This window comes from Asaia sp. W19 (assembly GCF_003994335.1).
In the GTDB taxonomy this organism is placed as follows: Bacteria; Pseudomonadota; Alphaproteobacteria; order Acetobacterales; family Acetobacteraceae; genus Asaia.
This window is the reverse complement of the sequence record NZ_PNQZ01000067.1, coordinates 15,904-40,180: the sequence shown is the minus strand read 5'-3', so window position 1 is coordinate 40,180 and position 24,277 is coordinate 15,904. Positions and strand designations below refer to the sequence as shown.

The following is a 24,277-nucleotide window of genomic DNA, read 5'->3' as shown; positions in this document are numbered from 1 at the left end:
GATCTCCCCCCCTCCTGTTCGGCGAGATGGCTTATCACATCCGGGCTTTTCCCCCTGCAAAACAGGCCGTGAGGGCGAGGCGCAGGGTTTCAGTAACCGCGCTGATGGTCGAAAAGAAGCGCAGGCATTTCGCCGCGTTCAAGCTGGGCGATACTCTGGGCCAGATAGCGCACCTGCGCCTCGCGCGACGCTTCGGAGGCGACATGGGGCGTGAGCGTGATAGCAGGATGATCCCAAAGAGGCGAGACCGGTGAGAGCGGCTCCTGCGCAACGACATCGAGCACGGCCCCGGCAAGATGTCCCGCCTCCAGCAGAGCCAGCAGATCGGCCTCGACCAGATGATCGCCGCGCCCGACATTGATGAGCCCTGCTCCGCGCTTGAGCAGCGACAGGCTCCCGTGGTTCAGGATCTGGCGGGTCTGGGGCGTGCTTGGCAGCAGATTGACCAGCAGATCGGTGCCAGCCAGGGCAGAAGCAAACCCCTCCTCACCGCCGAGGAGCCGAACCTCGCCATCGCGGGTCTCACCCGAAGCGCGACGCCAGGCCGTAACCCGGAACCCTGCCCGCGCCAGTCTCTGCGCTACGACCGAGCCGATCTGCCCATAGCCCAGCACCGTCACATGCGTGCTGGCAGAGGTGCGCGAGACCAGGTTGCGCGCCCAGACATGACGCTCCTGCTGCAATGCCCAAGTGCGTGCATCGCGCAGAAGGGTCATGCAGGCCCAGAGCACGTAATCGGCCATGAGCGCTCCGGTATCGCCGCCCCCCATACGCACCAGAGGCACATGGTGGGGAAAATCCGGACTGCTCACCAGATGGTTCACGCCAGCGCCCGTGCAGAGGATGCCCCGCATGTGATGCATGGCCCGCAGATCATGATCATCGGCTTCCCAGACCAGCGCATACTGCGCCTCCTCTCGCGGGGTCTGGGCATCGAACCAGGAGAGGATGTCGATTTCCGGAGCATGCTGCGCAAAGGAATCGCGCCACCCCGCATAAGCCTCGGGTCCATCCGCACTGATTATCAGCCTTGGGGCCATGATCTGTCTCTCCTGTTCCCGGAATCGCACCGGGTTTCCGGCCCGAAGACCTTGCGGCGGATCAGGCCAGACTGGCACGTCTGAGCGGCATCGTCATGCAATGAATGCTGCCGCCCCCCTGGGAAAACTGGTCGAGTTCGGGCTCATAAACCGTCAGCCCATGATCTCGCAGCAGCGCGTTGACCCGGCGCGAATGACGGGGGCTGACCACGCGGCCGTCGCCCAGAGCCAGCACGTTGCAGGCCATGTCCCGCATGGCTTCCTTGTAGCTTACCGGCAGGATCCGGATGCCCTGCGCCTCGAACCAGGCCAGGTCCTCATCCTCCAGCACGTCGGTCACGCCAATGGCCAGCCCAGCGGACACCATGGTGAAGATGACATCGAGATGCAGGAAATGCTCGGGGAAATGGATCATGCGGCAGGTCCATCCCGCCGCCTCGAACGGCTTCAGGAATTCCTGCGCGCCTGTTACATCGGTGCGTCCCCCGCTCACACCGACCACGACCAGACCCGGGCGGATGATATGGATATCTCCGCCTTCGACATAGCCTTGGGTGCAGCGACCAATGATTTCATCCTCGCCGTAAAATTCCTCGATCCCCTCGCTTTCGGGCTGGCGCTCGGGGCGCATCAGGCGCGTGACCACCGTGCCCCAGGGCGTGGTCTGGGAGGAATCGCGGGTATAGACCTGATAGATCTGCCCTTCCTTCGGCGTCAGGAAGTGGCAATGAACCCCCGCCTCCTGCAGCACGGCCACAAGGCCATCGAATTGCGCGCGCAGCCTTGCCGGGTCGGGGCGCGCGCCACTGGCGAGGCTGCGTATGGCGATATCGTTACTTGGGTTCCAGCTGTAGAAATCGGGTGGGCACAGCAGCACATCCGTCAGCGTTCCGGTTTCACTATCGACAAACCAGCGATTGGCGGTCATGCGCGGCTCCCCTTGATCTATCAGGCAGGAATGAAAGGCCTCGAACGGGCAGGAGGAACGCTAGGGGGCTGCACGCCATTGCTCAATCATAATGAGATGGAGTTTGGTTTGGCGTTTCATAAATTAAAAGACGCGACAAACCCCGCCATACTGCTCGAGGAAACCGTCATCCCACAGGATGGGCAATCGAAAAGGGCAGGTTGATCACGATGACAGGGGGGATATCATATCATGCTGTCTGAATCAGGATTCCTGCCTTTGTCCCGTGCGCGTATGCCCAACCAGCCCCGACGCCTGCCCCGTGCCAGCGGGTTTCAGGGCCGTATCGCGGAAGTCGATCTGCGGCTGCTTAGGGTCTTTGCCTGCGTGGCGCAGCATGGCGGGTTTGCCGCGGCCGAGCTGGCACTGGGCAAGAGCAAATCCTCCATCAGCATCGATATCGCCGCGCTGGAAAACCGCCTGAGCATGGTCCTTTGCCATCGGGGGAGAGCGGGCTTTGCCCTTACCAGAGAAGGCGAAGGCGTGCTGGATGCCACCGCGCGCCTGTTCAACGATCTCGATCTGTTCCAGCAGCGGATCAATGACGTGAGCGGCACCTTGTCGGGCCGCTTCTGCCTGTATCTGCCCGATAACATCCAGTTCCATGGGGAGACGGCGCTTCTGCGCGCCATACAGATCTTTACGAGCCGTTATCCGGCGGTCGAACTGGATGTGCGCTCCGCCTCGACACGCGATGTCGAGTTCGCCGTTCGCAACGGCACGGCAACCGCAGGGATCACGCTCTACCCCCATCAGCAGCCGGAAATGGAAGCGACCGCCCTGTTCAGCGAGCGGTCCAATCTCTATTGCGGCTCGCGCCACCCTCTTTTCGACATGCCCGAAGAAGCCATCGATGTCGACGCGCTCGCTCAGGCGCGCATGATCAGCGTGAGCGATGCCGCCTCTTCCCCGCGCTGGGACGAATTGCGCCCCGCCATGAATTTTGCCGCGAAAGCCGAGAACATCGATTCTCGTGCGCTGCTGATCCTGTCAGGCATGTATGTCGGGTTCCTGCCGGAGCTGTTCGTCACCCAGATGGTCCAGCAGGACCGGTTGCGTCATATCCGTTTCAATGACCTGCATCTGGTCAATCATTTCTATTTCCTGATACGCCCCACGCCGGAAAACGGTCTCATGGCCGAAACATTCCGCTCCATTCTCGAAGAGACATGCTGATGCGGCTCCTGCCTTGCCTGTTCCTCTGCCTCGCAGCCCTTTTGTCGAGTGCCTCCGTCCGGGCGCAGGAGCGCCCTTCCTTCATCGAAAACAACACCTTGAGTGTCTGCACCAATCCGACCCTGCCGCCCATGACCTTTGTCAACGGGGCGGATCTCTCGGCGATTGACGGGTTCGATATCGCACTGGCCAGGGAGCTCGGTGCGCTGTGGCATGTGCAAGTCACCTTCAAGACCATGGATTTCACGGGGCTGTTCCCCAGTCTGGCCGCCGGGCGGTGCAGTCTGGTCATCAGCGGGGTGCTGAAGCAGGCGGCACGCGAACGTCTTTTTGATGCCGTTGCCTATCTCGACACCTCGCCCGTGATCGTGGCCCCAAGCCAGATTGCGCCAGTCACGAGCTTCGAGGCTCTGGCTGGCCAGAGCCTCGCCGTCGAATCCGGGACCAGCTACGCGGCCCGTATCGAGGAGATCAACCAGACCCTGGTCGCGCGCGGCGAGCCCCCCATCGCCCTGCAGCAATATCCGAGCGAGGATCAGGTGGTGCAGCAGGTGCTTGTCGGGCGCTCGCAGAATTTCCTCAGTCAGGATGTCGAGCTTTTCTATCGTCAGGCCCAGCTTGGCGGGAAACTGCACGTGATCTTCAGCCCCAGCCTGCCGGGCTATTCCGAGTTCGCGCTCTATCTGCGCCGCTCCGGTCAGGACAAGGCGCTTCTGGCCGCTGCCATCGACACGCTGAAGAGACAGGGCAAAATCACGGCCCTCGAGAAGAAATGGAATGTGGGCAGCGCCGCGCGCGCCGCCCTCGGCGTGACGAGCGAAAGGCCGCGCTTTAACACCACCACCTTTTTTTCGGCGCTGTTTTCCATGGCCTTTCTCAAAGGCGCCGTGATGACACTGGTCATTGCGTTGGCCTCCCATGCCGCCGCCATCGTGATTTCCATTCCCATCGCGCTCAAGCTCAACGCACCGCGCTCCCTCTGGCATCCTTTTCTGCGCGCCTATGTCGCCGTATTCCGGGGCGCGCCGACCCTGCTGCAATTGCTGTTCATCTGGAATGCATTGCCGCAGTTCTTTCCCATATTTCGTGAAGGCTGGTTCTCGCCGTTCCTGGCCACCTGGATCTGCCTTTCGATCAATGAATCGGCCTATCAGGTCGAGATCAACCGTGCCGCATTGAGCGCCATCGATCCGGGTCAGCTGGCGGGCGGGCAGGCTCTGGGCATGAGTCCGTCGCAAATCTACCGCCACGTGATATTCCCGCAGGCATTGCGCGTGGCCCTGCCGCCCACCATCAACGAGTTCATCTCCCTGCTCAAGACAACCTCGCTCGCCTCGGTCATCTCCTTGCAGGAACTGCTTTTCATCACGCAGGTCCAGGTGGCGCGCAGCTTCGAATTCACCGAGTATTACGCTGCGGCACTGGTCTATTATCTGGCCATGGTCTTCGCGTTTCTGCATCTGCAAAAACGCATCGAGACCCGTTTCGTCTGGGCCAGTCGCGCCGGTTCCGGCAGGAAAGCCGGGCCGCGTATCGAGAGCCTATCGAACGGAACGGAGGCGTCGCGCCATGCTGCATAATCTGCCCCCCGATCCGGAATGCGCGCTCAGCCTGCGCAAGCTCAGCAAATTCTACGGCGAGTTTCTGGCTCTGGACCGAATCAGCCTCGATATTGCCCATGGGGAGAAGATCGTCGTGCTCGGCCCTTCGGGCTCGGGAAAATCGACCTTCATCCGCACGCTCAACCGGATTGAGCCGCATGATAGCGGTGTGCTGATGATCGATGGCGAGGTGATTGACGACAAGACCAGCCTGCCTTTGCTGCGCGGGGCGGTGGGCATGGTGTTCCAGAACTACAATCTGTTCCCGCATCTGACCGTGCTGGAAAACTGCATTCTGGCCCCGCGTCTGGTGCGCAAGGCCCATCGCGATGCGACCGAAAGCCTCGCGCGTGCCTATCTGGATCAGGTCGGTATCGGTGAACAGGCCGATAAATACCCGATCCAGCTTTCAGGCGGACAGCAGCAGCGCGTCGCGATTGCGCGCGCCTTGTGCATGGCCCCCGATATCATCCTCTTCGACGAGCCCACCGCTGCTCTGGATCCTGAGGCCATCAAGGGCGTGATCGGGATCATCGACAGTCTGGCCGAGCGCCGGATCACCACCATCTGTGTCACCCATGAAATGGGCTTTGCCCGTCACATCGCTGATCGCGTCGTCTTTATGGACAAGGGCGTCGTGCTCGAAGCCTCACCCCCCGAGGAATTCTTTACCGCGCCGCAGAGCGCGCGTGCGCGCCAGTTTCTGGACCAGATGATCCATCACAGCTGAGCGGGACGAGAGGCACGGGGCGTGCCTTGCAGGCCGGGGGCGTGCCTTGCGTCAAATTACAAATACTCAGCCGAAAGGGTAACGATATGACAAAGTGAGGTTTGGTTTTTTTCAATCGACCATGATGTCGTTTCGCCTCTTCAATGACAGGGAAGCCACTGACGGGAGTCCTTTTCATGATGACGCGCCTGCCCAAAGGATTTCGCCGCCTGACCAGCACGGCGCTTTCGCTCTCCGCCGGAATCGTACTGGTTGGCTCGGGGTTGAACGCGCCCTGTATGGGCGGTGTGGCCCATGCGGCCACCACGCCAAGTGTCACGACGCAGAACAATGCCGCTCACCGCGCTGCATCGTCCCGAGCCGCTCATGCGCCGCAGCGCGGCGCCCGTCCCCGGCACCGGGCTGCGCCTCACTCCGACCCGGAGGCCATTCAGGTCACGGGCTCGCGGGCGCAGCGCTTCCTGACCACGGCTGCGACGGTCAATGTGCTGAGTGGCCGCGAGTTGCAGGAACTGCACATCACCAGCCCCAAGGATATTGCGGCCTATACGCCGGGCCTTACCGGCGTGAATGCCACTTCGGGCAGCACGCCTGTCTTCTCGATCCGCGGGATCGGGCTCGACGATTATACCGGCAATAACATGGGCGGTATCGGCATCTATCAGGACGGCGTCTTTGCCCCCTATCCCGTGTTCTATACGGGGCAAATGTTCGACACCCAGTCCGTCGCCGTCGAGAAGGGGCCGCAGGGATTCGATTACGGGCGCAGTTCAACAGGTGGGAACATTGCGGTCGAGACGGTCAAGCCTGATGGCAAATTCGGCGGCTATGTGGATTGGGGCTATAGCAGCTATGGTACCAACACGGCGAGCGCAGCGATCAATGTGCCGATTACCGACCGTATCCAGAACCGCACCGCCTTTTCCTATATCAATGGCGATGGCTGGCAGCGCGATATCCACACGAACAAGCGCTATGGCTCGCAGGATCAGCTGGGCTTGCGCAATCTCACGCGCTTTCTGATCGATGACCGTTCCAGCCTGCTGCTGAATATCCACTACACGCGCGACAAGGGTATTTCGATGTCGCCGCAGGATACGGATGGCGATGCGGTCAACGGCTTTCCGACCGGAACGGTGGGTGTGGGGCCGAACGCCGCCTATAACGCGGTCAATGTGGGCACGAACCGTGTGGGCCGCAACGAGAATGGCGGCGGTGTCTCGATCAATTACACGCATGATTTCAACTGGGGGCAGTTCGTCTCGACCACTGCGTTCGACGCCTTCCGTCGCAGCGATTATGATAATTACGATGGTGAATCAATCAATGTCGGTGATTATCACTGGAACGACACGTCCCTCGCCCAGTCCCATGACATGCATCTCAGGATGGATCTGGCAAAGCGCTTCCACCTGACGGTGGGCGTCTACGAATCCTGGGACAAGATCAACGGGGCCTATACGAGTTACCGCTCCTTTCTGCTCGGCGTGCCCAACGGCAATCTGACGGATCGCTTCGTGCAGCAGAATGTCTCGACCGGGCTCTATATCAACACGGTCACCAATGTGCTGCGGAACCTCGATTTCATCGCCTCGGGCCGTTTCTCCTGGGATGATCGTGGCTTCAATGGCGGCACGATCGACGATGCTGGCGCGCTGACGAGCAAGGGTGCCTATCTCTCACGCCTCGACACCACCCATTCCTATGCCCGTCTGACAGGGCGCGTGGGGCTGCGCTACACCATCATGCCCGGCACACAGGTCTATGCCACCATTTCAAACGGCTACAAGGCGGGCGCCTATTTTGCGGCCCCTGTCTCTGCCCCTCAGGCGCTTGATTATGTGCGTCCTGAAAACATGATCGCTTACGAAGTCGGCGCCAAGACAAGCCTGCTGCACAACCATGTGCAGATCGAAGGCGCGCTGTTCGACTACGAATATCACAACCGTCAGACGCTGTTCGTGGCCGAAATGCCCATGAACATCACCTCGCTCAGCCTCGGGCCCATCCCCCGAGCCCGTACCCGTGGCGGTGAATTGTCGAGCACGCTGCATGATCTGATCCCCAATCTCGATCTGCGCGGCTCCTTTGCCTATCTCGATGCGCAGGCGACCAATGCGGTGAATGATATTGGCGGTCTGCCGCTGCTCTCCTCCGTTACCGCTCATTCGGTGCTGCCTTTTGCCCCGCGCTTCTCCTGGAATGCCGTGGCACGTTATGGCATCGACCTGCCCCGCGCCTATCGTATGACGCTCCAGACCAGCTATACCTGGAAGGACAATATGCTTGTGGCTCTGGGCGACCCCAATGGCGTGACCGACAAGATCAGCTCTTTCGGGATGCGGATGGAAGTGGGGCCGAAAACCGGCAAATGGACGGCTGCCGTCTATGTCGACAACATGCTCAACAACCACGGCAACACCTATTCCTTCACCGGGTCGGATAATTCACGCGTGCAGTTCCTTCAGACGCCGCGCTGGATCGGCTGCGATCTGCGCTATAATTTCTGATCCGACACGAGCATGACGGGAGACGACACGCCGATGCGCCTCGACAGCTTCCTGACACTCTGGGGCGATCTCCGCCCCTGGGATACCGTCATCGCCGACGCCCATCGTCGAGGCTATGACGGTATCGAGGCGCGTATCCCGGAACCGGAAAACCTCTCAGCCCGTCGCATGGCACTGCGCGACGCAGAATGCCCCTATATCGCCATTGCCCTGACCGGCGGCGGGGTCATCCCCCGCCAGAGCGCGACGCTGGACGACCATCTGGCCGATCTGGATGAGGCTCTTGGGCGCGCCGCGCTCCTCTCCCCCCGCTTCGTGAACGTGCTGGGCGGCAATGATCGCTGGAATGCTGCGCTTCAGGCCGAATTCATCGGTCGTGCCTTGCACCTGGGGCAAAAGCACGGGCTGACGCTCAGCTTCGAGACCCATCGTGCCCGGCTCTGCGCCACGCCCTGGATGACGCTCGATGTTCTCGCGCAGATACCCGAGGCGCTGTTTACCGCCGATATCAGCCATTGGGTGGTGGGCTGCGAAAGACTGCTCGATGACCCCTGCGATGATTTCAGCGCTTTCATCACGCGCGTGCATCACGTTCAGGCGCGCGTGGGCTATGATCAGGGACCGCAGGTTTCGCATCCCGCGGCACCTGAAAATCGCGCCGCACTCGATTTTCACCGCGATTTCTGGCGCCGGATCTGGGTGTCACAGCGCGCTCGCGGCTACGCTGTAACGACGCTGACACCGGAATGTGGCCCCGATGGCTACACCCATACCTTGCCCTTCACCGATCTGCCCCTTGCCGACCGCCACGCCATGAATGACTGGCTCAGGCAGGATCAGGTCAGATCCTTCGCGGGGTGCTTCCCCGCTTCAGCAGGAGAGTCCTGACATGACAGAAGAGACGTTCACGTCCATTCCGGTGATCGATATTGCCGGGCTGTATTCGGCAGACAAGACCGATCGTCAGAAAGTGGCGGCGGCGCTGCACGAAGCGGCCAGCAAGATCGGGTTCTTCTATATTGCCGGTCATCGCGTTGCACCCGAACTGATCGCCGATCTGCGCCAGGCCGCGAAGGATTTCTTCTCCCAGCCTCTGGAGGAGAAAATGAAGCGCTATATCGGGAGTTCCGCCTCTCATAAGGGCTTCGTTCCGGAAGGGGAGGAAATCTACAACAAATCCCGACCCGACCATAAGGAAGCCTTCGATATCGGCTTCGAGGTTCCTGCCGATCACCCTCTGGTCCAGTCCGGAACGCCGCTTCTCGGTCCGAATGACTGGCCCGAAATCCCGCTGTTCCGCGAACGGGCAAGCGCCTATTACAAGGCCGTTTTCGAGCTGGGGCGTGTGTTGTTTCGTGGTTTCGCCCTCGCGCTGGGGCTTGATGAACATAGTTTCGACGATGTGGCGCAGTTCCCTCCCTCAAAACTGCGCATGATCCATTATCCCTTCGATGGCGAGGCCCATGACGCTCCGGGCATTGGTGCGCATACGGATTATGAGTGCTTTACCATTCTGCTGGCCGACCAGCCGGGTCTGGAGGTGCTGAATGGCAAGGGTGAGTGGATCGACGCGCCGCCCATTCCGGGGAGTTTCGTGGTCAATATCGGCGATATGCTCGAAATGATGACGGCGGGCGCCTTTGTCGCCACCGCCCATAGGGTCCGGAGCGTGAAGGAGGAACGCTATTCCTTCCCGCTTTTCTATGCCTGCGATTATCATCACGAAATCCGCCCCCTCCCCGCTTTCGAGAAGGGCGACACGGCCTATGAGGCGGTGAAGATCGGCGATCACATGTGGGCGCAGGCCATGCAGACCTATTCCTATCTCATCGCCAAACGCGAGCGCGGCGAAATCAGCTTGCCCGAGGGAACGCGACGCACGAACACGTTCGGGCATTTCAGCAAGACGGGAGTGACCGCATGACCACGCGGACCGAGAAGGAACTGCGCGAGGAACTGGCTGCCGCCTATCGGCTCTACGCGCAGTTCGGCCTGACCGACATGGTCTACACCCATCTCTCCGTGCGTCTGCCCGGAGAGGGGCATCGTTTTCTGGTCAATCCTTATGGTCTGCTTTTCGAGGAGATCACGGCAAGCTCGCTCGTGGTGGTAGATTCAGAAGGGCACCCCCAGCAGGAGACGAGCTGGCCGGTCAATCCCGCTGGCTTCGTGATTCATTCCGCCGTACATCGCGCCCATCCCGAGGCGGACTGCGTGATGCATAGCCATACTCTGGCGGGCATGGCCATTGCCGCGCAGGAAGAGGGCATCCTGCCCCTGAACCAGATCAATATGGAGTTCTACGGGCGCATCGGGTTTCACCCCTATGAGGGCATTGCGGCAGACGACAATCTGAGTGAGCGCGAGCGTCTGGTGCGCGATCTGGGCGACCATATGGGGCTGATCCTGCAGAATCACGGCCTGCTGACCATTGGCAGCACCGTGGCTCAGGCCTTCTATCGCATGTATTATCTGGAACAGGCCTGCCGTGTGCAACTGGCCGCGCAATCGACCGGCGCAAGGCTGCACTGCCCGAGCGAGGCCGAGGTACTGCGTGCACGCAAGCAATTCGAGTCCGACCCTGATCAGGGTCAGATGATCTGGAAAGCCCTGCGCCGCAAGCTGGACCGCGAACAGCCTGACTACAGGGACTGAGCCGGCGAACGCGCCCTTTGCCGGGCATGGGGAAACCTTTCCGAGGTTGGTCGCCGTCACGAGGCGCCCGTCCGAAAGCACATACCATGGGACGCTTCCCATGGCTCATATCCTGACCGTCTGGAAGGCGCTCAAAGCCTGAGAGTGGCCCATAACGTAAAAAACCCTCCGGACCGCAAGGCCCGGAGGGTTTTTCCTGTCAGACGTTTGGAAAGATCAGAGAACGACCTTCACGCCGAACTGGAAGGAGCGCAGAACGACACCGTTCTGGGTCCAGGAAGAGTTGTACAGGTAACCGCCATAGGTGCCGAAATCGTAAGGCGATTTGAAGCCGAGCAGGTTGTAGACGTTGGCATAGGCGCTCCAACGGCGATTGAACTGGTAGTTCACCGTCAGGTCGACATCCCAGAAGCCCTTGACCTTGCACTGGCCCAGCGGAACGAAGCTGCTCGACTGGAGCGCATCCGCGCAATTCCCTGCCGTGCCAGATCCGGTCTGGTCTTCAGCCGTCGTGCGATAGCCGCTGGTGTAGTAAACCGTCGGCGTCACAGCCAGCTTGCGCCATGCCAGCGTATTGGACCAGTTGGCGCGCCAACGGGGCGTTCCCGAGGCCGAAACCGCACCATACGGCCCGAGCGTTCCGGCAAAGCGATAGACCGAGCCATCCGGATTGGTCAGGTTCATGCGACGAACGAAGGTCGCCGTACCCTTGCTGTACCAATGGACTTCACGAAACACGCCGGGAAGCTGCGTGTTGGCTTCGAAGGACAGGTCAAAACCGTCAGTCACGAGCTTGTTCGTGTTGACATAGCCCAGATTGATGATGCCGGGGCGCAGCTGACCGGTGGGGTTCTGCGGGTCGGCAATATCCGGCGTAACCGTCACACCCGTCGGCAGGGTTTCACCTGCGAGATAGGCGTTCGCCACGTTGGTGGTGCCAACGGGGTTGGGCGCAATATAGTGGTTTTTGCGGATATAGTAATAATCCGCCATCAGGGTCAGCCAACGGGTCGGGCGGAAGATCGGACCACCCGAGAAATTGGTCGAGGTTTCCGGGCGCAGGTTCGGGTTACCAGCCGTATTCGAACCGATGTAGTAGTTCTGGGCGTAGTTATTGGGCGTACCGTTGGCGTTCAGATGCTGGCTGATGAAATTGGCATTGTTGGGCGTGTAGGTGGTGTAGCCCACATTCGACCCGCCTGTTTCAGCAAAGCTGGGAACGCGGAAGCCCTTCTGGAACGTGCCACGCAGGGTCAGCTTTTCGGTCGGCTTGAACTGCACACCGAATTTCGGCGAGAAATGGCTGAAGCCTTCTGAATAATGATCGTAACGGCCCGAGGCATCGGCGCTCAGCATTTTAACGATCGGCGCCTCAGCCTGGAAAAAACCTGACTCGACCCAACGACTGCCCTGAGCGTTCACCGGGTTGATATAGCTGGTGTACTGGTTGGCCGGATTGGCCGTATCGAGCGGGTTGGCGTTCGGATCGTTCAAGGCTTCGTAACGGATGTTGCCGCCGATGGCGAGCTTGGCCATACCACCCGGCAGGTGGAACAGACCCTTGCTGAGCGTGGCTTCGCCTGAATATTCCTGTGTGCGCGCATTGATGACATTACGCGGCGCGATGGAGTTCAGCACCGATTGCGAATTCTGCGACGGATCGACGAAATTGTAGCTGCCGCTGGTGATTGCGTTCTGGATGCCGGAGATGGTCGGCACGCCCGTGATCGTCTGGTTCAGCAGCGTGTTCATGCCAACGAAGTTGACGTCGTAATTCCAGTCCGAACCCCAGCGCGACGGATGCCAGCCATTATAGCGCACCGAACCACGGAAGTTCTGGCTCGTATCCATGGTGGTCGGGATCAGATCGCCAAAGCGATAATTGACCTGAGCCTGCTCACCCAATGCAGCATAAGGGTTGTTGGGGTTCAGCGAGCCATCAGCCAGATAAACGGGCAGATAGGTATTCTGCGCCGTCGCCAGCTTCGCCTGGCTGTAGGACGTGCCGCCATAGGTCGAGTAGGGCGTACCGGTGATGATGGAACGCGCCTGGGACCAGGTGAACATAGCTGTCAGCTGTGAACGCTCGGTGACATTGGCCGTGAAGTGCGCCGTGGCACTGACGCGACGCAGATCAGGCGCGACCTGGGCGTATTTCTGTGTATTCCACGAGCAGGCCTGGCTTATGCCAGTGCTTCCGCCAACAGTTCCTGTGACCAGACCATCGAGGCCACGGCAGCCCGCCTGCTGGTTCAGAAGCGACCAGGGCGCCGTATTGGTGCCGGTTCCTGTTACCGGACGCACGAGCGCTACGGTCGACGGCGCAAAATTGGTGATCGCGCCACCCGAGACGATGTTATCGTTCCCGTTGCTGCCACCGATCCCTGTCAGGTCACCATTATTATATGGCGCATTGAGCTGACGGTAATAGAGCGGGTCGTCCTGTTGATATTCCGAGTTGATGTAGAAGTTGTAGCCGTCACGATGCAGGTCACCATGACCCCATGTCGCGTACAGGCGCTGATGCCCGGCATCGCCGCGCTGCGTCAGGCCACCTTCGGCATTGCCTTCGAAACCCTTGATTTCCTTGCGGGTGATCATGTTGACCACACCAGCAACGGCGTCGGCACCATAGGTTGCCGATCCGCCATCCTGCAGCACGTCCACGCCCTGCATAATCGATTGCGGCATCCAGTTGGTGTCAACGAAGTTGCGCTCGCCGTCATCGGCCAGCGGATAATAGGACAGACGCTGACCATCCATGAGGACCAGGGTCGAATCCGTGCTGAGACCGCGGAGCGACGGGGCCGAGGCACCAGCGGCAAAGCCACCGCCCGCCGACCAGGCATTGGTCAGATTGCCTGCACCGTTGGAGGACAGAAGCTGCAGCGCATCGGTCACGGTCTTGATGCCGCGCTGCTGCATGTCCTTCATGGTGATGTGGGTGATCGGCGAGGCGCTGCTCGTGTTCGGATCGCGGAACAGCGAGCCCGTCACCATGATGGTTTCCGGGCGCGAGGCTGCAGGAGCATCCGCAACGGGAGCCGAAACAGCCTTGGCGCGCATCGAGCGGCTCTGGGCAGGGACCTTCACCTTGCTGCGGGCAGGCGCCTTGGCTGCATTGGCGGGGATTGTTGATGTTTCAGGCGCGTATACAGTCTGTGCCTGTGCGTCGCTGACGAAATGCAACAGGGCGATACAGGCCGTAGCACTCATCAATCCCGTGGCAAGGGATCGCTTGCGGCGGGTTGACGGGGCGACGATCGGGTCATGGCGACCGGCTTCGTGCGTCTCTCTGGGGAGCGGCGTCATAGGGCGTTCCGTCAAAATGGGTTAATCTGCGATAGAGCGCATCGCAACGTTCCCAAGACGTAACGGCCCTTCGTTAACCCCCGCAAGATTGGTTACACATTTATTACATAGTTTGACGGATGCTGTGCAATAATGTCACAGTGCTGCACGGTCAGTTACACGACAGAAAAGCAGGTATTTCAGTGTGTTGCGATACTCTGTGTCACGGAGGCCCTTTTGGTCCCGGTCAGGAGCCGCCTCAAAATCCCGCGAATCTCCTATCCGATAATCGTTAACGACCTGCGCGAAGGCCATTAACGGTTCAACGTTTGGCCGGATGAGCACAGGCACAAAAAAAGCGGGGCTTTTCGCCCCGCCTTTCTCTTCCTTGTCTCAAGAAGGAAGCTGGTCGCTCAGTGGCTGAACCCCTTGGCCGAAGCACGGGTCGCGTGGAGATGGGCTTCCACCTCCGCGTCGAGCTTCAGGAAGTAGGTCAGGATCGCACTGATGAAGTAGATGATGGAGTAGACAACCATCACACCGAACACACCGAAGGCGGGCTCGAAGATGTAGACGATGGCCGGGCCGATCCAGACGCTGGCACCAGCGCCGAGGTTCAGCAGGGACATGGCAGCGGCTTTGTTCTCGGGAGCCAGATAGGGCATCAGGGCCGACAGCGGCACGTAGCCTGCCAGGGTCATGCCGTAAAAAGCACCGGCGATCATGACGATGAACAGGTGATCAGGACCCAGCATGGTGGGGGCGAAATAAAGCGCCATGGTGCTGAGGGTCGAGCCAATGCCACCCATGATCATGGTCGTGTAACGCCAGCTCAGCTTGTCACTCACAATGCCGAGGAACAGGTTGAAGAAGATGTTGCTGATGAAGATGGCCTGAAGTACGGCCAGCCACTGCCCCATGGTGAAGCCAAGCGTGTGGGTGAAATACAGCGGCATGAACACCAGGAAGCCGAACTCGGCAGAGGTGTTGATGGCGCGCACGATGCAGCCAATACCAACTTTGGGACGCTGCCACCCGATGGCCAGGGACATGAACAGGGTCTTGATAGCTCCCTTGTTTCCGGTTTCGACGCGGGGAACGCGGTTCATGCCGAGCAGGGCCAGAGCACCGCCAAAGACGACGAAGGTAAGCGCAACCCACAGCGTGGCGTAGCCACCGATCATGGGCAGCAGAACACCGGCAATGGTGGTGCCCAACGTAGGCAGACCGGCCGTGAAGCAGAACCAGAACCAGCCGACAGCCGAGCCGAGCTTCTGGACGGGCGCCGTGTTCACAACCCAGACGAGGAAGCCGAAGGCAAAGAGCGGATAACCGAAGCCACGCAGACCATAGAACAGCGTGATCAACGTCCAGGATTTTGACGGCAGGGCAAAGCCGAGAAACCCGATCTGAAAAACGATCCAGATAGCCAGACCAACGAGCATGACCTTGCGGCTGCCCCACATGTCGGACAGGGCACCCGATGCCCAGGCAGAGACTGCCGCCGTCAGACCATAGATGGTGAAGAGACCAGCAACGTCATGCTCCTGAAACCCGAGCGAAACGAGATAAGGCGACAGATAACCACTTTCCACGCCATCGCCGATCATGAAGAGCAGCGTGCCGATAAAACCCCAGATCATGATGGGCGGGATACCTGCCCATGAGATGAAGCGTCCGAAAGCCGTCTGTGGCTCAATGTCTGGCAAAGTGTCGGTTGCGGACCGTGCCCCTCCGACGAATGTCCCGCCTGCCATCGTGTTTCTCCTGCGTCTCAAAAAGGCCTCTTGCTGTCCTGCAGCGTGCCTGGCCCGTCCTCCTTTGCGCGGCTCGATGCGCCCCTGCAAATCACAAAAAAGAGTTATAGATACCAAGGCTCTTGTTCGTATGAGACGTTCATCCTGAAAACCTTGGTATGATAAACGTTTTTTAATGGGTTGATATAGGAACATATTAGGAACATACGAGGATACCAGAGCCGTTCATGACGTAATCTTGAATGGAACTATCTCCTCTATAGGTAATCATGAGATTTATAGACTTATGGATTACGGACTGATTCGCCTCATGATGATCACATCATTATGATTTATCTACGCTCTCTCTGTATCGTATCTCACTGTTAGTTACCATGAATGAGGCATGTTAAATATTCGCCTTTTTTAACAAAATAGGTGACTGTCATACTTTGCCAAACCCCGATCATGAACAGAGTTTAATACATATCATTTCACCCGGCGAATCTAACATTTTCCATCGTCATGCCGGATACAGTGAGAGGCTTCCCCCTCATGACCACACATCCCGAAATCGCATCTCCCACAAGCACACGAACGCAACGCGCCAATGCCATTCGCATCCTGGCGATCGATGCCATTTTCAAGGCGCAGTCGGGCCATCCCGGCACGCCCATGGGCATGGCCGATATTTCCGAAGTGCTGTGGCGCGACGTCATGCGATACAACCCCGCCAATCCCGCCTGGTCCAATCGCGATCGCTTCGTCTATTCGAATGGTCACGGCTCGATGCTGCTCTATGCCCTGCTGCATCTGAGCGGGTTCGACCTTGGCATCGAAGACATCAAACAGTTTCGCCAGCTCCATTCCAGAACGCCCGGCCATCCTGAATTCGGCTATGCCCCCGGTATCGAAACCACCACCGGCCCGCTGGGTCAGGGTATCGCCAACGCCGTGGGCATGGCGCTGGCCGAAAAGACTCTGGCCGCGCAGTTCAACCGCCCGAAGCTGCCCATCGTCGACCATCACACCTATGCCTATGTCGGCGAGGGCTGCCTGATGGAAGGGATCTCCCACGAGGCCTGCGCGCTGGCAGGCACCCTCGGACTCGGCAAGCTGATCACCATCTATGACCGCAACATGGTCACCAATGACGGGCCGATCGAGGGCGTCTATACGGATGACACGCGCAAGCGCTTCGAGGCGTATAACTGGCAGGTGATCGGTGAGATCGACGGTCACGACCCCGATGCCGTGCTGACCGCCCTGAATGCCGCCCGCGCCGAAACTGTACGCCCGAGCCTGATCATCTGTCGCACCACCATCGGTCAGGGCTGCTCCGAGGGTTATGCCGGCACGCATAAAGTGCATGGTGGCGTCCTCCCGGCCGATGAAATTGCGAAGATCCGGGCCCGTCTGAACTGGACCGCACCCGCCTTCGAGATCCCCGAGGCTATCGCCCTTGACTGGGATCACCGCCCGGCGGGCGCGGCGGCTGAATCTGCCTGGAATGATCTGTTCACGCGTTATCGCGACGAATATCCCGAGCTGGCCGCCGAATTTATCCGTCGCCAGAACAGGGCTTTTCCTCAGGGCTGGGACAAGCTTTCTCGCGATTTCGTCGCCGCACTCCAGGCCGCACCGAAAGACATCGCGTCCCGCAAGGCCTCGCAGAATGCCATCGAGGCTTTCGCCCCCCATCTACCTGAGATGTTTGGAGGCTGCGCCGATATCACACCGAGTTGCCTGACGCGCTGGTCCGGCTCTTCCTCGGTCTGCTTCGACCCTGCCGGAAATTATGTCGATTACGGTGTGCGCGAATTCGGCATGGTCGCCATGGCCAACGGCATCGCGCTGCATGGCGGTCTCATGCCCTACACCGCCACCTTCCTGATGTTCATGGAATATGCGCGTAATGCCGTGCGTATGGCCGCGCTGATGAAGCAGCGTCAGGTGCTGGTCTACACCCATGACTCCATCGGACTGGGCGAAGACGGCCCTACCCACCAGCCTGTGGAACAACTGGCCTCGCTGCGTCAGACCCCGAACATGGTCACCTGGCGTCCCTGCGACCAAGTGGAAACCGCCATTGCCTGGGTCAGTGCGCTCGAACGTCTCGATGGCCCCACCGCCTTCTCACTGTCGCGCCTGCCGCTCAAACAGCAGGAACGCACTGCTTCGCAGCTGCGCGATGCCTGGCGCGGTGGCTATATCCTCTCCGACTGCGCGGGCACACCGGATCTGATCCTGATCGCCACTGGCTCGGAAATGACCCTGGCCCTCGACTCCGCTCGGGCCCTGCGTGCGCGCAACATCGCCGTACGCGTCGTTTCCATGCCCTCACCCGAAACCTTCGATGCGCAGGATGCAGGCTATCGTGAGAGCGTTCTGCCCGACGGCATGCGCGCCCGTATCGCCATCGAAGCCGCCAGCACCCTCTACTGGGCGCGCTATGTCGGGCTCGATGGCGACGTGATCGGCATGACAGGCTTTGGCGAGTCCGGCCCTGCCGAGGATCTCTTCCGTCATTTTGGCTTCACGACTGACAATGTGGTTGCCCGTGCAGAAGCGCTTCTTGCCCGTCACGCCGCTCGCGCCAAGGCCTGATCTTCCTTTTTCACAGGGCGGATCACGAAATCGCCGCCCTCACTCAGACTGGATATCTCCATGGATCTTTTCGATCTCTCCGGCGACATCGCCTTCGTGACCGGCGCAGGCAGCGGCATCGGCCAGCAGATTGCCATCGGCCTCGCCGAGGCTGGCGCCTCGGTCGCCTGTTTCGACCTTCCCGGCTCACGCAAGGGACTTGATGAGACCGCCGACCGTATTCGCGGCCTCAAGCGCGCCGCCCTGGTCTGCACCGGCGATGCCACCGACGAAACCAGCCTGGCCGATGCTATCGCAGCAACCCAGTCCGAGCTCGGCCTGCTCTCGGTTGCCGTCAACGCCGCAGGAATTGCCAATGCCGCCCCTGCCGAGGAAATGGACCGCGACCAGTGGCAGCGCGTGCTCGATATCAACACGACCGGCGTCTTCCTCTCCTCTCAGGCAGAAGGGCGCGCCATGTTGGCCAATGGCCGCGGGTCGATCGTCAATATTGCTTCGATGTCGGGCGTGATCGTCAATCGCGGGTTGATGCAGGCCCATTACAATGCCTCCAAGGCCGCCGTCATCCATCTCAGCAAAAGCCTGGCCATGGAATGGGCCACGCGCGGCATCCGTGTGAACACCATCAGCCCAGGCTATACCGCCACCCCCATGAATACCCGCCCCGAATGGGCAGAGCGTGTGAAGGTCTTCGAAAACGACACCCCCATGAACCGCATCGCTGCACCGCGCGAGATGGTCGGACCGGCAATTTTCCTCTCTTCTCGCGCTGCGTCCTTCTGCACCGGGGTCGATCTTCTGGTGGATGGGGGATTTTGCTGCTGGTAAAAAGGTTCAGGGCTCTGCCCTGAAACCCGCAAAGGGGCGTTGGCCCCTTTGATCCCGATTTTTTGGTTCATGGGTGCCCTGCTGATCGGCGAGAATCCCGTTCGAGCCACGCGCCCGTGGCGATTCTTATCGGAGCCGTCCGAGGGTCACCTATAGCAGCACCGCCGGGAGGTTGAGGGCTCAACCTAAAGACCGTCAAACAGGCGGCGGGTCTGTTGCACACGCTATCCAAGGGTATTGCCCATTGGACAATCCCGGACTTATCCGACCCGGGGCAGGGCAAGCTCGATTTCTCGGCCACTCGACCCGGACATAGCAATCCATTGTCCGGCTTGTGCGCGCCGACCATTTCACTGTTTGTCGTTGCGGCCTCGCTGCCGGTGCGGCTGCTCGGGGCTCTGGCCTGGCCACCGACCGGATGGACATAGATCTCCCCGCATCCCGCTAGCTGGGGGTAAGGCGCTCAATGGGGAGTTCAAGCGTATGCTTGATTTCCGACAGCGCAACCATGGAATTGACCTCCTGAATGCCTGGGATCAGGGCCAGCCTTTTCAGGAAGAACTGTTCATAGGATTCGATATCGCGCGTCACGATACGCAGGATGAAATCGACCGAACCCAACAGCACATAGCAATCCTGTACCTCGGGAAATTCACGGATAGCCTCTTCGAACGCCGCCAGATTGGCGCGCGCATGGGCCGTCAGCTTCACCAGCGCGTAAAGCTGGGCATTCAGCCCGATCTTCCTCCGATCCACCAGATAGACCTGTTTCTGCAAGATCCCGGCATCCTTGAGCCGCTGGATGCGCCGCCAGCATGGTGCCTGTGACAGCCCGACCGCCTCAGCCAGCTCCGCCGTGGATCGCGACGCATCCTTTTGCAGAAGCTGCAGCAAATGGCGGTCGATCGCGTCCAGATCTTCGAGCATCAGCATCTCACCCTATCAGGTTTTAGCGCATAACTTATGCATATTCATGGGATTAATCTCCATGAAAACGCAATTTTTATCAGCGTTAAGCATGATACCGTGCGGTCAGCGGGACATTCCAGACTTGAGGCGCTCCCCGAACGAAACGCCTCTCCACAGGATCCAGACCATGACAGCTAGCTTTGCCAGAACAAGCGCCCTCGAAGCCCGCAGCGGTGCGGATATCCTGCTCGAAATTCTCGCCAGTGAAGGGGTCGAGTATATCTTTGGCAATCCCGGAACCACCGAGTTGCCGCTGATGGACAGCCTGCTGCGTCGTCCGGATATCCGCTATATCCTCGCCCTGCAGGAAGCGAGCGCCGTGGCCATGGCCGATGGCTACGCACAGGCCGCTGGCAAGCCGGGCTTCCTGAATCTCCATACCGCCGGTGGCCTCGGCCATGGTATGGGGAATCTGTTGAATGCGCATGTCTCCCAGACGCCCCTCGTCGTTACGGCGGGCCAGCAGGATCTGCGCCATGCGGTAACCGACCCGCTGCTTTTCGGCGATCTGCTGAAAATTGCCGAGCCCGCGGTCAAATGGGGCAAGGAAGTCGCGTCGGCCGAGCAACTTCCCACGCTGGTGCGCCGCGCCTTTCACGATGCCGATGCGGCGCCCTCCGGTCCCGTCTTTCTCTCCCTGCCCATGGACGTGATGGAGAAGATGAGCACGATCAGCGCCGGCGCCCCCTCGCGCATCGACCGTAACGCCATCGCAGGCGCCCTGCCCGATCTCGCAAACGCTCTCGCTGCCATCGCTCCCGGTCGGCTCGCCCTGATCGCCGGTGACGAAATCCATGCCAGTCGGGCCGCTGCCGAGACGGCTGCGCTGGCAGAGACACTCGGCGCCCCCGTCTATGGGTCGTCCTGGCCATCACGCGTGCCCTTTCCGACGGCGCATCCGCTCTGGCGCGGCAATCTGCCCACAACGGCGCGCGGCATTGCAGAGGCACTCTCTCACTATGACGCCATCTTCGCCATTGGCGGAAAATCGCTCATCACCATTCTCTACACCGAAGGCTCGGCCATTCCCGAGGGCTGCACCGTCTATCAGCTTTCCTCCGATGTGAACGATCTCGGGCGCACCTACCCCACCACCCTCTCGACCTGCGGCCATCTGAAAGCCTCCCTCACGGCTCTTCAGCCTTTGATCGAAAACGCCTCGAGCGCCCAAAGCGCCGCTTATGCGAGCTTGCGTCGGGACGCGGCTATGAAGCGCGCCACGGAACGCTCCACACTGCATCGTCGCGCCGATGATGCCCTCTCCGAAGCCGTCATTCCCCCGATCCTCGCCGCGCGCGAGGCAGTGCGCGCCATTGGGCCGAACACGCCGATCGTCGATGAAGCCATCGCGACATCAGGCTTTGTCCGCAGCTTTCTGGAGAGCAACGATCCCGCCCAGTATTCCTTTCTGCGCGGTGGGGCGCTGGGCTGGGGCATGCCTGCCGCTGTCGGCTGCGCGCTAGGACTGAAGCGCGAACCCGTGGTCTGCCTCGTGGGCGACGGTGCAGCGCTCTATTCGCCCCAGGCGCTCTGGACAGCAGCCCATGAAGATCTGCCCATTACCTTCGTGGTCATGAATAACTGCGAATATAATGTCCTGAAAAACTTCATGCGCGGCCAGCAGAATTATACCGCCGCCCAGACAGGCCGCTTCATCGCCATGGATATTGTCAACCCCATCATTGATTATCAGGCCCTCGCCACCTCCATGGGCCTGCCCGCCCAGCGCCTGACTCGCGCGGGTGATATCGCGCCTGCCATTCAGGCGGGAATTGCGAGCGGCAAGGCGAATCTGATCGAGATCATGATCAGCCGATAACACGCCACGCGAGGGGTCACCCCTCGTTCCTCCAAAGCGGCCAGTTCCTCGTGCCCGGTATCAGAGTGTCAGGTGAAAGAACTGGTTGTGGGGGCTCGCCTGATAGGGACCGAAAGGCGGGCCGCTCTCGAAGCCGCTTCGGCGATAGAGCCTTATCGCGGCCGCGAAGGAGGGGGCCGTACCGGTCTCAAGACTCAGACATCTCAGCCCGTGCGCCCTGGCCGCGGCGATAATCGTAGCGAGAATCGCTGCCCCTGCCCCCCGCCCGAGAAAATCGGGATGGGTGCGCATGGATTTGACCTCCCCCACCCCCTCACCGAAGATCTTCAGGGCGCCGATCGCTGCAACCCGCCCGTCGATGCGTGCAGACCACACCGTCACCTCGGGTACCATCAAACCGGACAGATCAAGTGCGAACCGGAACGCCTCGGGCGAACTCTCGGCCATGCCAGCCAGATGCACGGCAAGAAGAGCCCGCGTTTCCTCGCTGGAAAGATCGTCAGTCCCGATGTCCATCTCTCGATATGCCCCTCGCATTGCCTAAACTGCTCCAGGACAGGATAGTGAAGCCGGACTGCAACGAGGTCCATGCCCTCTTCTCGCCTTGCATCCCAAGATACGGCTCTGCTTCAGGATCACCATCCGATGTTCAATCTCCAACCGCACGCCGTTCTCGATCAAGCTGAGGCCTACCTGGCCTCTCAGGCCTCGCATGGGAAAAACTCACTACTCGATGCCTCAGGCGCGGTCCTTTATAGCGATGTCACAACTCTAAAATCGGGCCCAGTATATTTTCTCGGGCTCAATCCCGGAGGTAGCCCCGAAAGTACCCCCGATGGAACCTTGGGACATTCACTTGCGGCAAGCCGATCTGGTTTGAACGCTTTTCTGGACCAATCATGGCGCGATCCCCCGAAAACCTTGCGCCCTGGAGAGGCACCATTACAGCGCCGGATACAAATGCTTTTCGTAATGATGGGGCTGGAAGTCCGCAGCGTTGCTGCGAGTAATCTGGTCTTCACCCGTTCGCGCAATCTGCGTTTGCACGAGAATTTTACACTTGCCATCGCGCAATGCCGCCCCGTCCATGAACTCTTCGTGCAGGCAATTCATCCAAGAATAATCCTGACTCATGGTAGCCGCAACGCATTCCGACGGGGCATCAACGCAGACTTTTTTAACTTTTACGAGGCGCATCACGCCGCATGGAAAATTCATTCTGGAGTGTGCACGATCGCCGGACGACGCATTCCTGTGATAAACATGCCTCATCTTTCATTCTGGGCCATAGATGCGGACACACTGCAGGGCGAACAGCGACGCACCATTCTTAAAACCTTGTTTAAAAAACATGGCTTTTCGCAAGACCCAAGGTAGTCATCCCAATGACTCCACGACAGAAGTTATAGCTCGATCGTTCGAGATCTTCTGATTTTGGCCAAACATCGGCTACGCACTCTACGCCTGCCTTAGCCCGTTGCGATCAGTCCCGTGGTGCGGATGATGAAACTTGAGTAAACAAAACTCACCTATAGTTGAGGCCAATCGCGCCCCTTAGCGAGATTATAAAAAAATATAAATGACATTTATAAATATTGCATAATAACTAAATTTTCTCGATTTTACCCGTATTAAAATTCAGATTTATAGAAAAAATATGCGATCGAATCAGAGGATAATAGACGTTCTGTATATCTTTATTTCGAAATAACAGAAAAACAAAAAATTCGTTTCGACCCCCCTGGGGTTTCGTGTAGATGCTCGATGGATTCCAGCAACTTGAACTCTGTGCCGAGCATGTCCAACAAGGACGCGCTGTCATGCTGGATTACGGGCAGGCCTGAGCAGCGCGAAGGCCCGTTCGGGGCGAAGCCGCCAATAACGGCGATACCGCCCGGCGCGAGCGCGGACCGCAGGGCAGCGCCATAGCGCCTTTGGTCTTCAGGCTCGGTCAAAAAATGCAGAGCTGCGCGGTCGTGCCAGACATCATAATGCTTGTCGGGCGACCACTGCGTGACATCTGCCACGATACAGCGATGGCGGTCCCGAAAGCGGTCGAGACGACGGGCCACACGAGCAAGCGCCACAGCGGAAAGATCGAGGCTCGTGACCTCGTCAAAACCGGCCTCAAACAGATGGTCGGGCAGGAACGAGGCTCCACCCCCGATATCGATCACGTTCCCCTTCGCAGGAGCATTGCGGAGAATGAGGTCGAGAGACGAAGCTGGACAAAGCTCATACCAGCTAACCGCCGTCTCCGGCTTTTCAGTATAGACCCGGTCCCAATAGGCGTGACGCGTATCCATGATCCCTCCCCTGAAACGGCCTTTGTATTAGAACGAAAACAC

The 24,277-nt window shown here is 59.6% G+C and carries 18 protein-coding genes; 11 read left to right on the top strand and 7 right to left on the bottom strand.

Going from position 1 to position 24,277, the window contains the following annotated elements:
* Positions 1-89 precede the first annotated feature (89 nt).
* Together C0V97_RS14555 and C0V97_RS14550 are read right to left on the bottom strand one after the other, a co-directional pair.
* The gene (locus C0V97_RS14555) at positions 90-1,040 is read right to left on the bottom strand and encodes a glyoxylate/hydroxypyruvate reductase A (RefSeq protein WP_127103298.1); all 951 of its coding nucleotides are present in this window, start codon (positions 1,038-1,040) and stop codon (positions 90-92) included.
* 61 nt (positions 1,041-1,101) lie between these two features.
* Positions 1,102-1,968, bottom strand: coding sequence for a dimethylarginine dimethylaminohydrolase family protein (locus tag C0V97_RS14550; RefSeq protein ID WP_127103297.1), 867 nt, complete (start codon positions 1,966-1,968; stop codon positions 1,102-1,104).
* Positions 1,969-2,241: 273 nt separating this feature from the next.
* Between C0V97_RS14550 and C0V97_RS14545 the strand changes: the two genes are divergently transcribed.
* The 7 genes from C0V97_RS14545 (at position 2,242) to C0V97_RS14515 (ending at position 10,679) form a co-directional block, all read left to right on the top strand.
* Positions 2,242-3,183 (top strand): LysR family transcriptional regulator, encoded by a 942-nt coding sequence (locus C0V97_RS14545; protein WP_127103326.1) that lies wholly within the window; start codon positions 2,242-2,244, stop codon positions 3,181-3,183.
* Entirely contained in the window at positions 3,183-4,763 is a 1,581-nt protein-coding gene (locus C0V97_RS14540) for an ABC transporter substrate-binding protein/permease (protein WP_127103296.1), read from the top strand. Before C0V97_RS14545 ends, C0V97_RS14540 begins: the two co-directional genes overlap by 1 nt.
* Positions 4,753-5,514 (top strand): amino acid ABC transporter ATP-binding protein, encoded by a 762-nt coding sequence (locus C0V97_RS14535; RefSeq protein ID WP_127103295.1) that lies wholly within the window; start codon positions 4,753-4,755, stop codon positions 5,512-5,514. The genes C0V97_RS14540 and C0V97_RS14535 overlap by 11 nt, the downstream gene beginning before the upstream one ends.
* A gap of 278 nt (positions 5,515-5,792) precedes the next feature.
* Positions 5,793-8,024 (top strand): TonB-dependent receptor, encoded by a 2,232-nt coding sequence (locus tag C0V97_RS14530; protein WP_127103325.1) that lies wholly within the window; start codon positions 5,793-5,795, stop codon positions 8,022-8,024.
* Positions 8,025-8,036: 12 nt separating this feature from the next.
* Positions 8,037-8,912, top strand: coding sequence for a sugar phosphate isomerase/epimerase (locus tag C0V97_RS14525; RefSeq protein ID WP_233582197.1), 876 nt, complete (start codon positions 8,037-8,039; stop codon positions 8,910-8,912).
* A 1-nt stretch (position 8,913) separates the two neighbouring features.
* Positions 8,914-9,948, top strand: a complete 1,035-nt coding sequence (locus C0V97_RS14520; protein ID WP_127103294.1) for an isopenicillin N synthase family oxygenase — start codon at positions 8,914-8,916, stop codon at positions 9,946-9,948.
* Entirely contained in the window at positions 9,945-10,679 is a 735-nt protein-coding gene (locus tag C0V97_RS14515; RefSeq protein ID WP_127103293.1) for a class II aldolase/adducin family protein, read from the top strand. The genes C0V97_RS14520 and C0V97_RS14515 overlap by 4 nt, the downstream gene beginning before the upstream one ends.
* Positions 10,680-10,895: 216 nt before the next feature.
* Here the strand turns inward: C0V97_RS14515 and C0V97_RS14510 are convergent, their stop codons facing one another.
* Positions 10,896-13,991 (bottom strand): TonB-dependent siderophore receptor, encoded by a 3,096-nt coding sequence (locus tag C0V97_RS14510; protein ID WP_233582196.1) that lies wholly within the window; start codon positions 13,989-13,991, stop codon positions 10,896-10,898.
* 392 nt (positions 13,992-14,383) lie between these two features.
* Complete coding sequence (locus C0V97_RS14505) at positions 14,384-15,727, bottom strand: MFS transporter (protein ID WP_127103292.1); 1,344 nt, start codon at positions 15,725-15,727, stop codon at positions 14,384-14,386.
* 534 nt (positions 15,728-16,261) lie between these two features.
* Here C0V97_RS14505 and tkt point away from each other — a divergent pair.
* Together tkt and C0V97_RS14495 are read left to right on the top strand one after the other, a co-directional pair.
* Positions 16,262-18,313 carry a transketolase gene (gene tkt / locus C0V97_RS14500; protein ID WP_127103291.1) on the top strand — a complete coding sequence of 684 codons (2,052 nt, stop codon included), beginning with the start codon at positions 16,262-16,264 and terminating at the stop codon, positions 18,311-18,313.
* 60 nt (positions 18,314-18,373) lie between these two features.
* Positions 18,374-19,141: an SDR family oxidoreductase gene (locus C0V97_RS14495; RefSeq protein WP_127103290.1), complete on the top strand. Its 768-nt coding sequence runs from the start codon at positions 18,374-18,376 to the stop codon at positions 19,139-19,141.
* A gap of 444 nt (positions 19,142-19,585) precedes the next feature.
* Here C0V97_RS14495 and C0V97_RS14490 read toward each other — a convergent pair whose 3' ends face one another.
* Entirely contained in the window at positions 19,586-20,068 is a 483-nt protein-coding gene (locus C0V97_RS14490) for an Lrp/AsnC family transcriptional regulator (protein ID WP_127103322.1), read from the bottom strand.
* 169 nt (positions 20,069-20,237) lie between these two features.
* Between C0V97_RS14490 and C0V97_RS14485 the strand changes: the two genes are divergently transcribed.
* A complete protein-coding gene (locus tag C0V97_RS14485) occupies positions 20,238-21,929 on the top strand; it encodes a thiamine pyrophosphate-binding protein (protein ID WP_127103289.1) in 1,692 nt (563 codons plus the stop codon).
* A gap of 60 nt (positions 21,930-21,989) precedes the next feature.
* Here C0V97_RS14485 and C0V97_RS14480 read toward each other — a convergent pair whose 3' ends face one another.
* Positions 21,990-22,445 (bottom strand): GNAT family N-acetyltransferase, encoded by a 456-nt coding sequence (locus tag C0V97_RS14480; RefSeq protein ID WP_127103288.1) that lies wholly within the window; start codon positions 22,443-22,445, stop codon positions 21,990-21,992.
* Between the two features lie 129 nt (positions 22,446-22,574).
* Between C0V97_RS14480 and C0V97_RS14475 the strand changes: the two genes are divergently transcribed.
* The gene (locus tag C0V97_RS14475) at positions 22,575-23,306 is read left to right on the top strand and encodes a hypothetical protein (RefSeq protein WP_127103287.1); all 732 of its coding nucleotides are present in this window, start codon (positions 22,575-22,577) and stop codon (positions 23,304-23,306) included.
* Positions 23,307-23,626: 320 nt separating this feature from the next.
* Here the strand turns inward: C0V97_RS14475 and C0V97_RS14470 are convergent, their stop codons facing one another.
* A complete protein-coding gene (locus tag C0V97_RS14470) occupies positions 23,627-24,235 on the bottom strand; it encodes a trans-aconitate 2-methyltransferase (RefSeq protein ID WP_127103286.1) in 609 nt (202 codons plus the stop codon).
* Between the last annotated feature and the right edge of the window lie 42 nt (positions 24,236-24,277).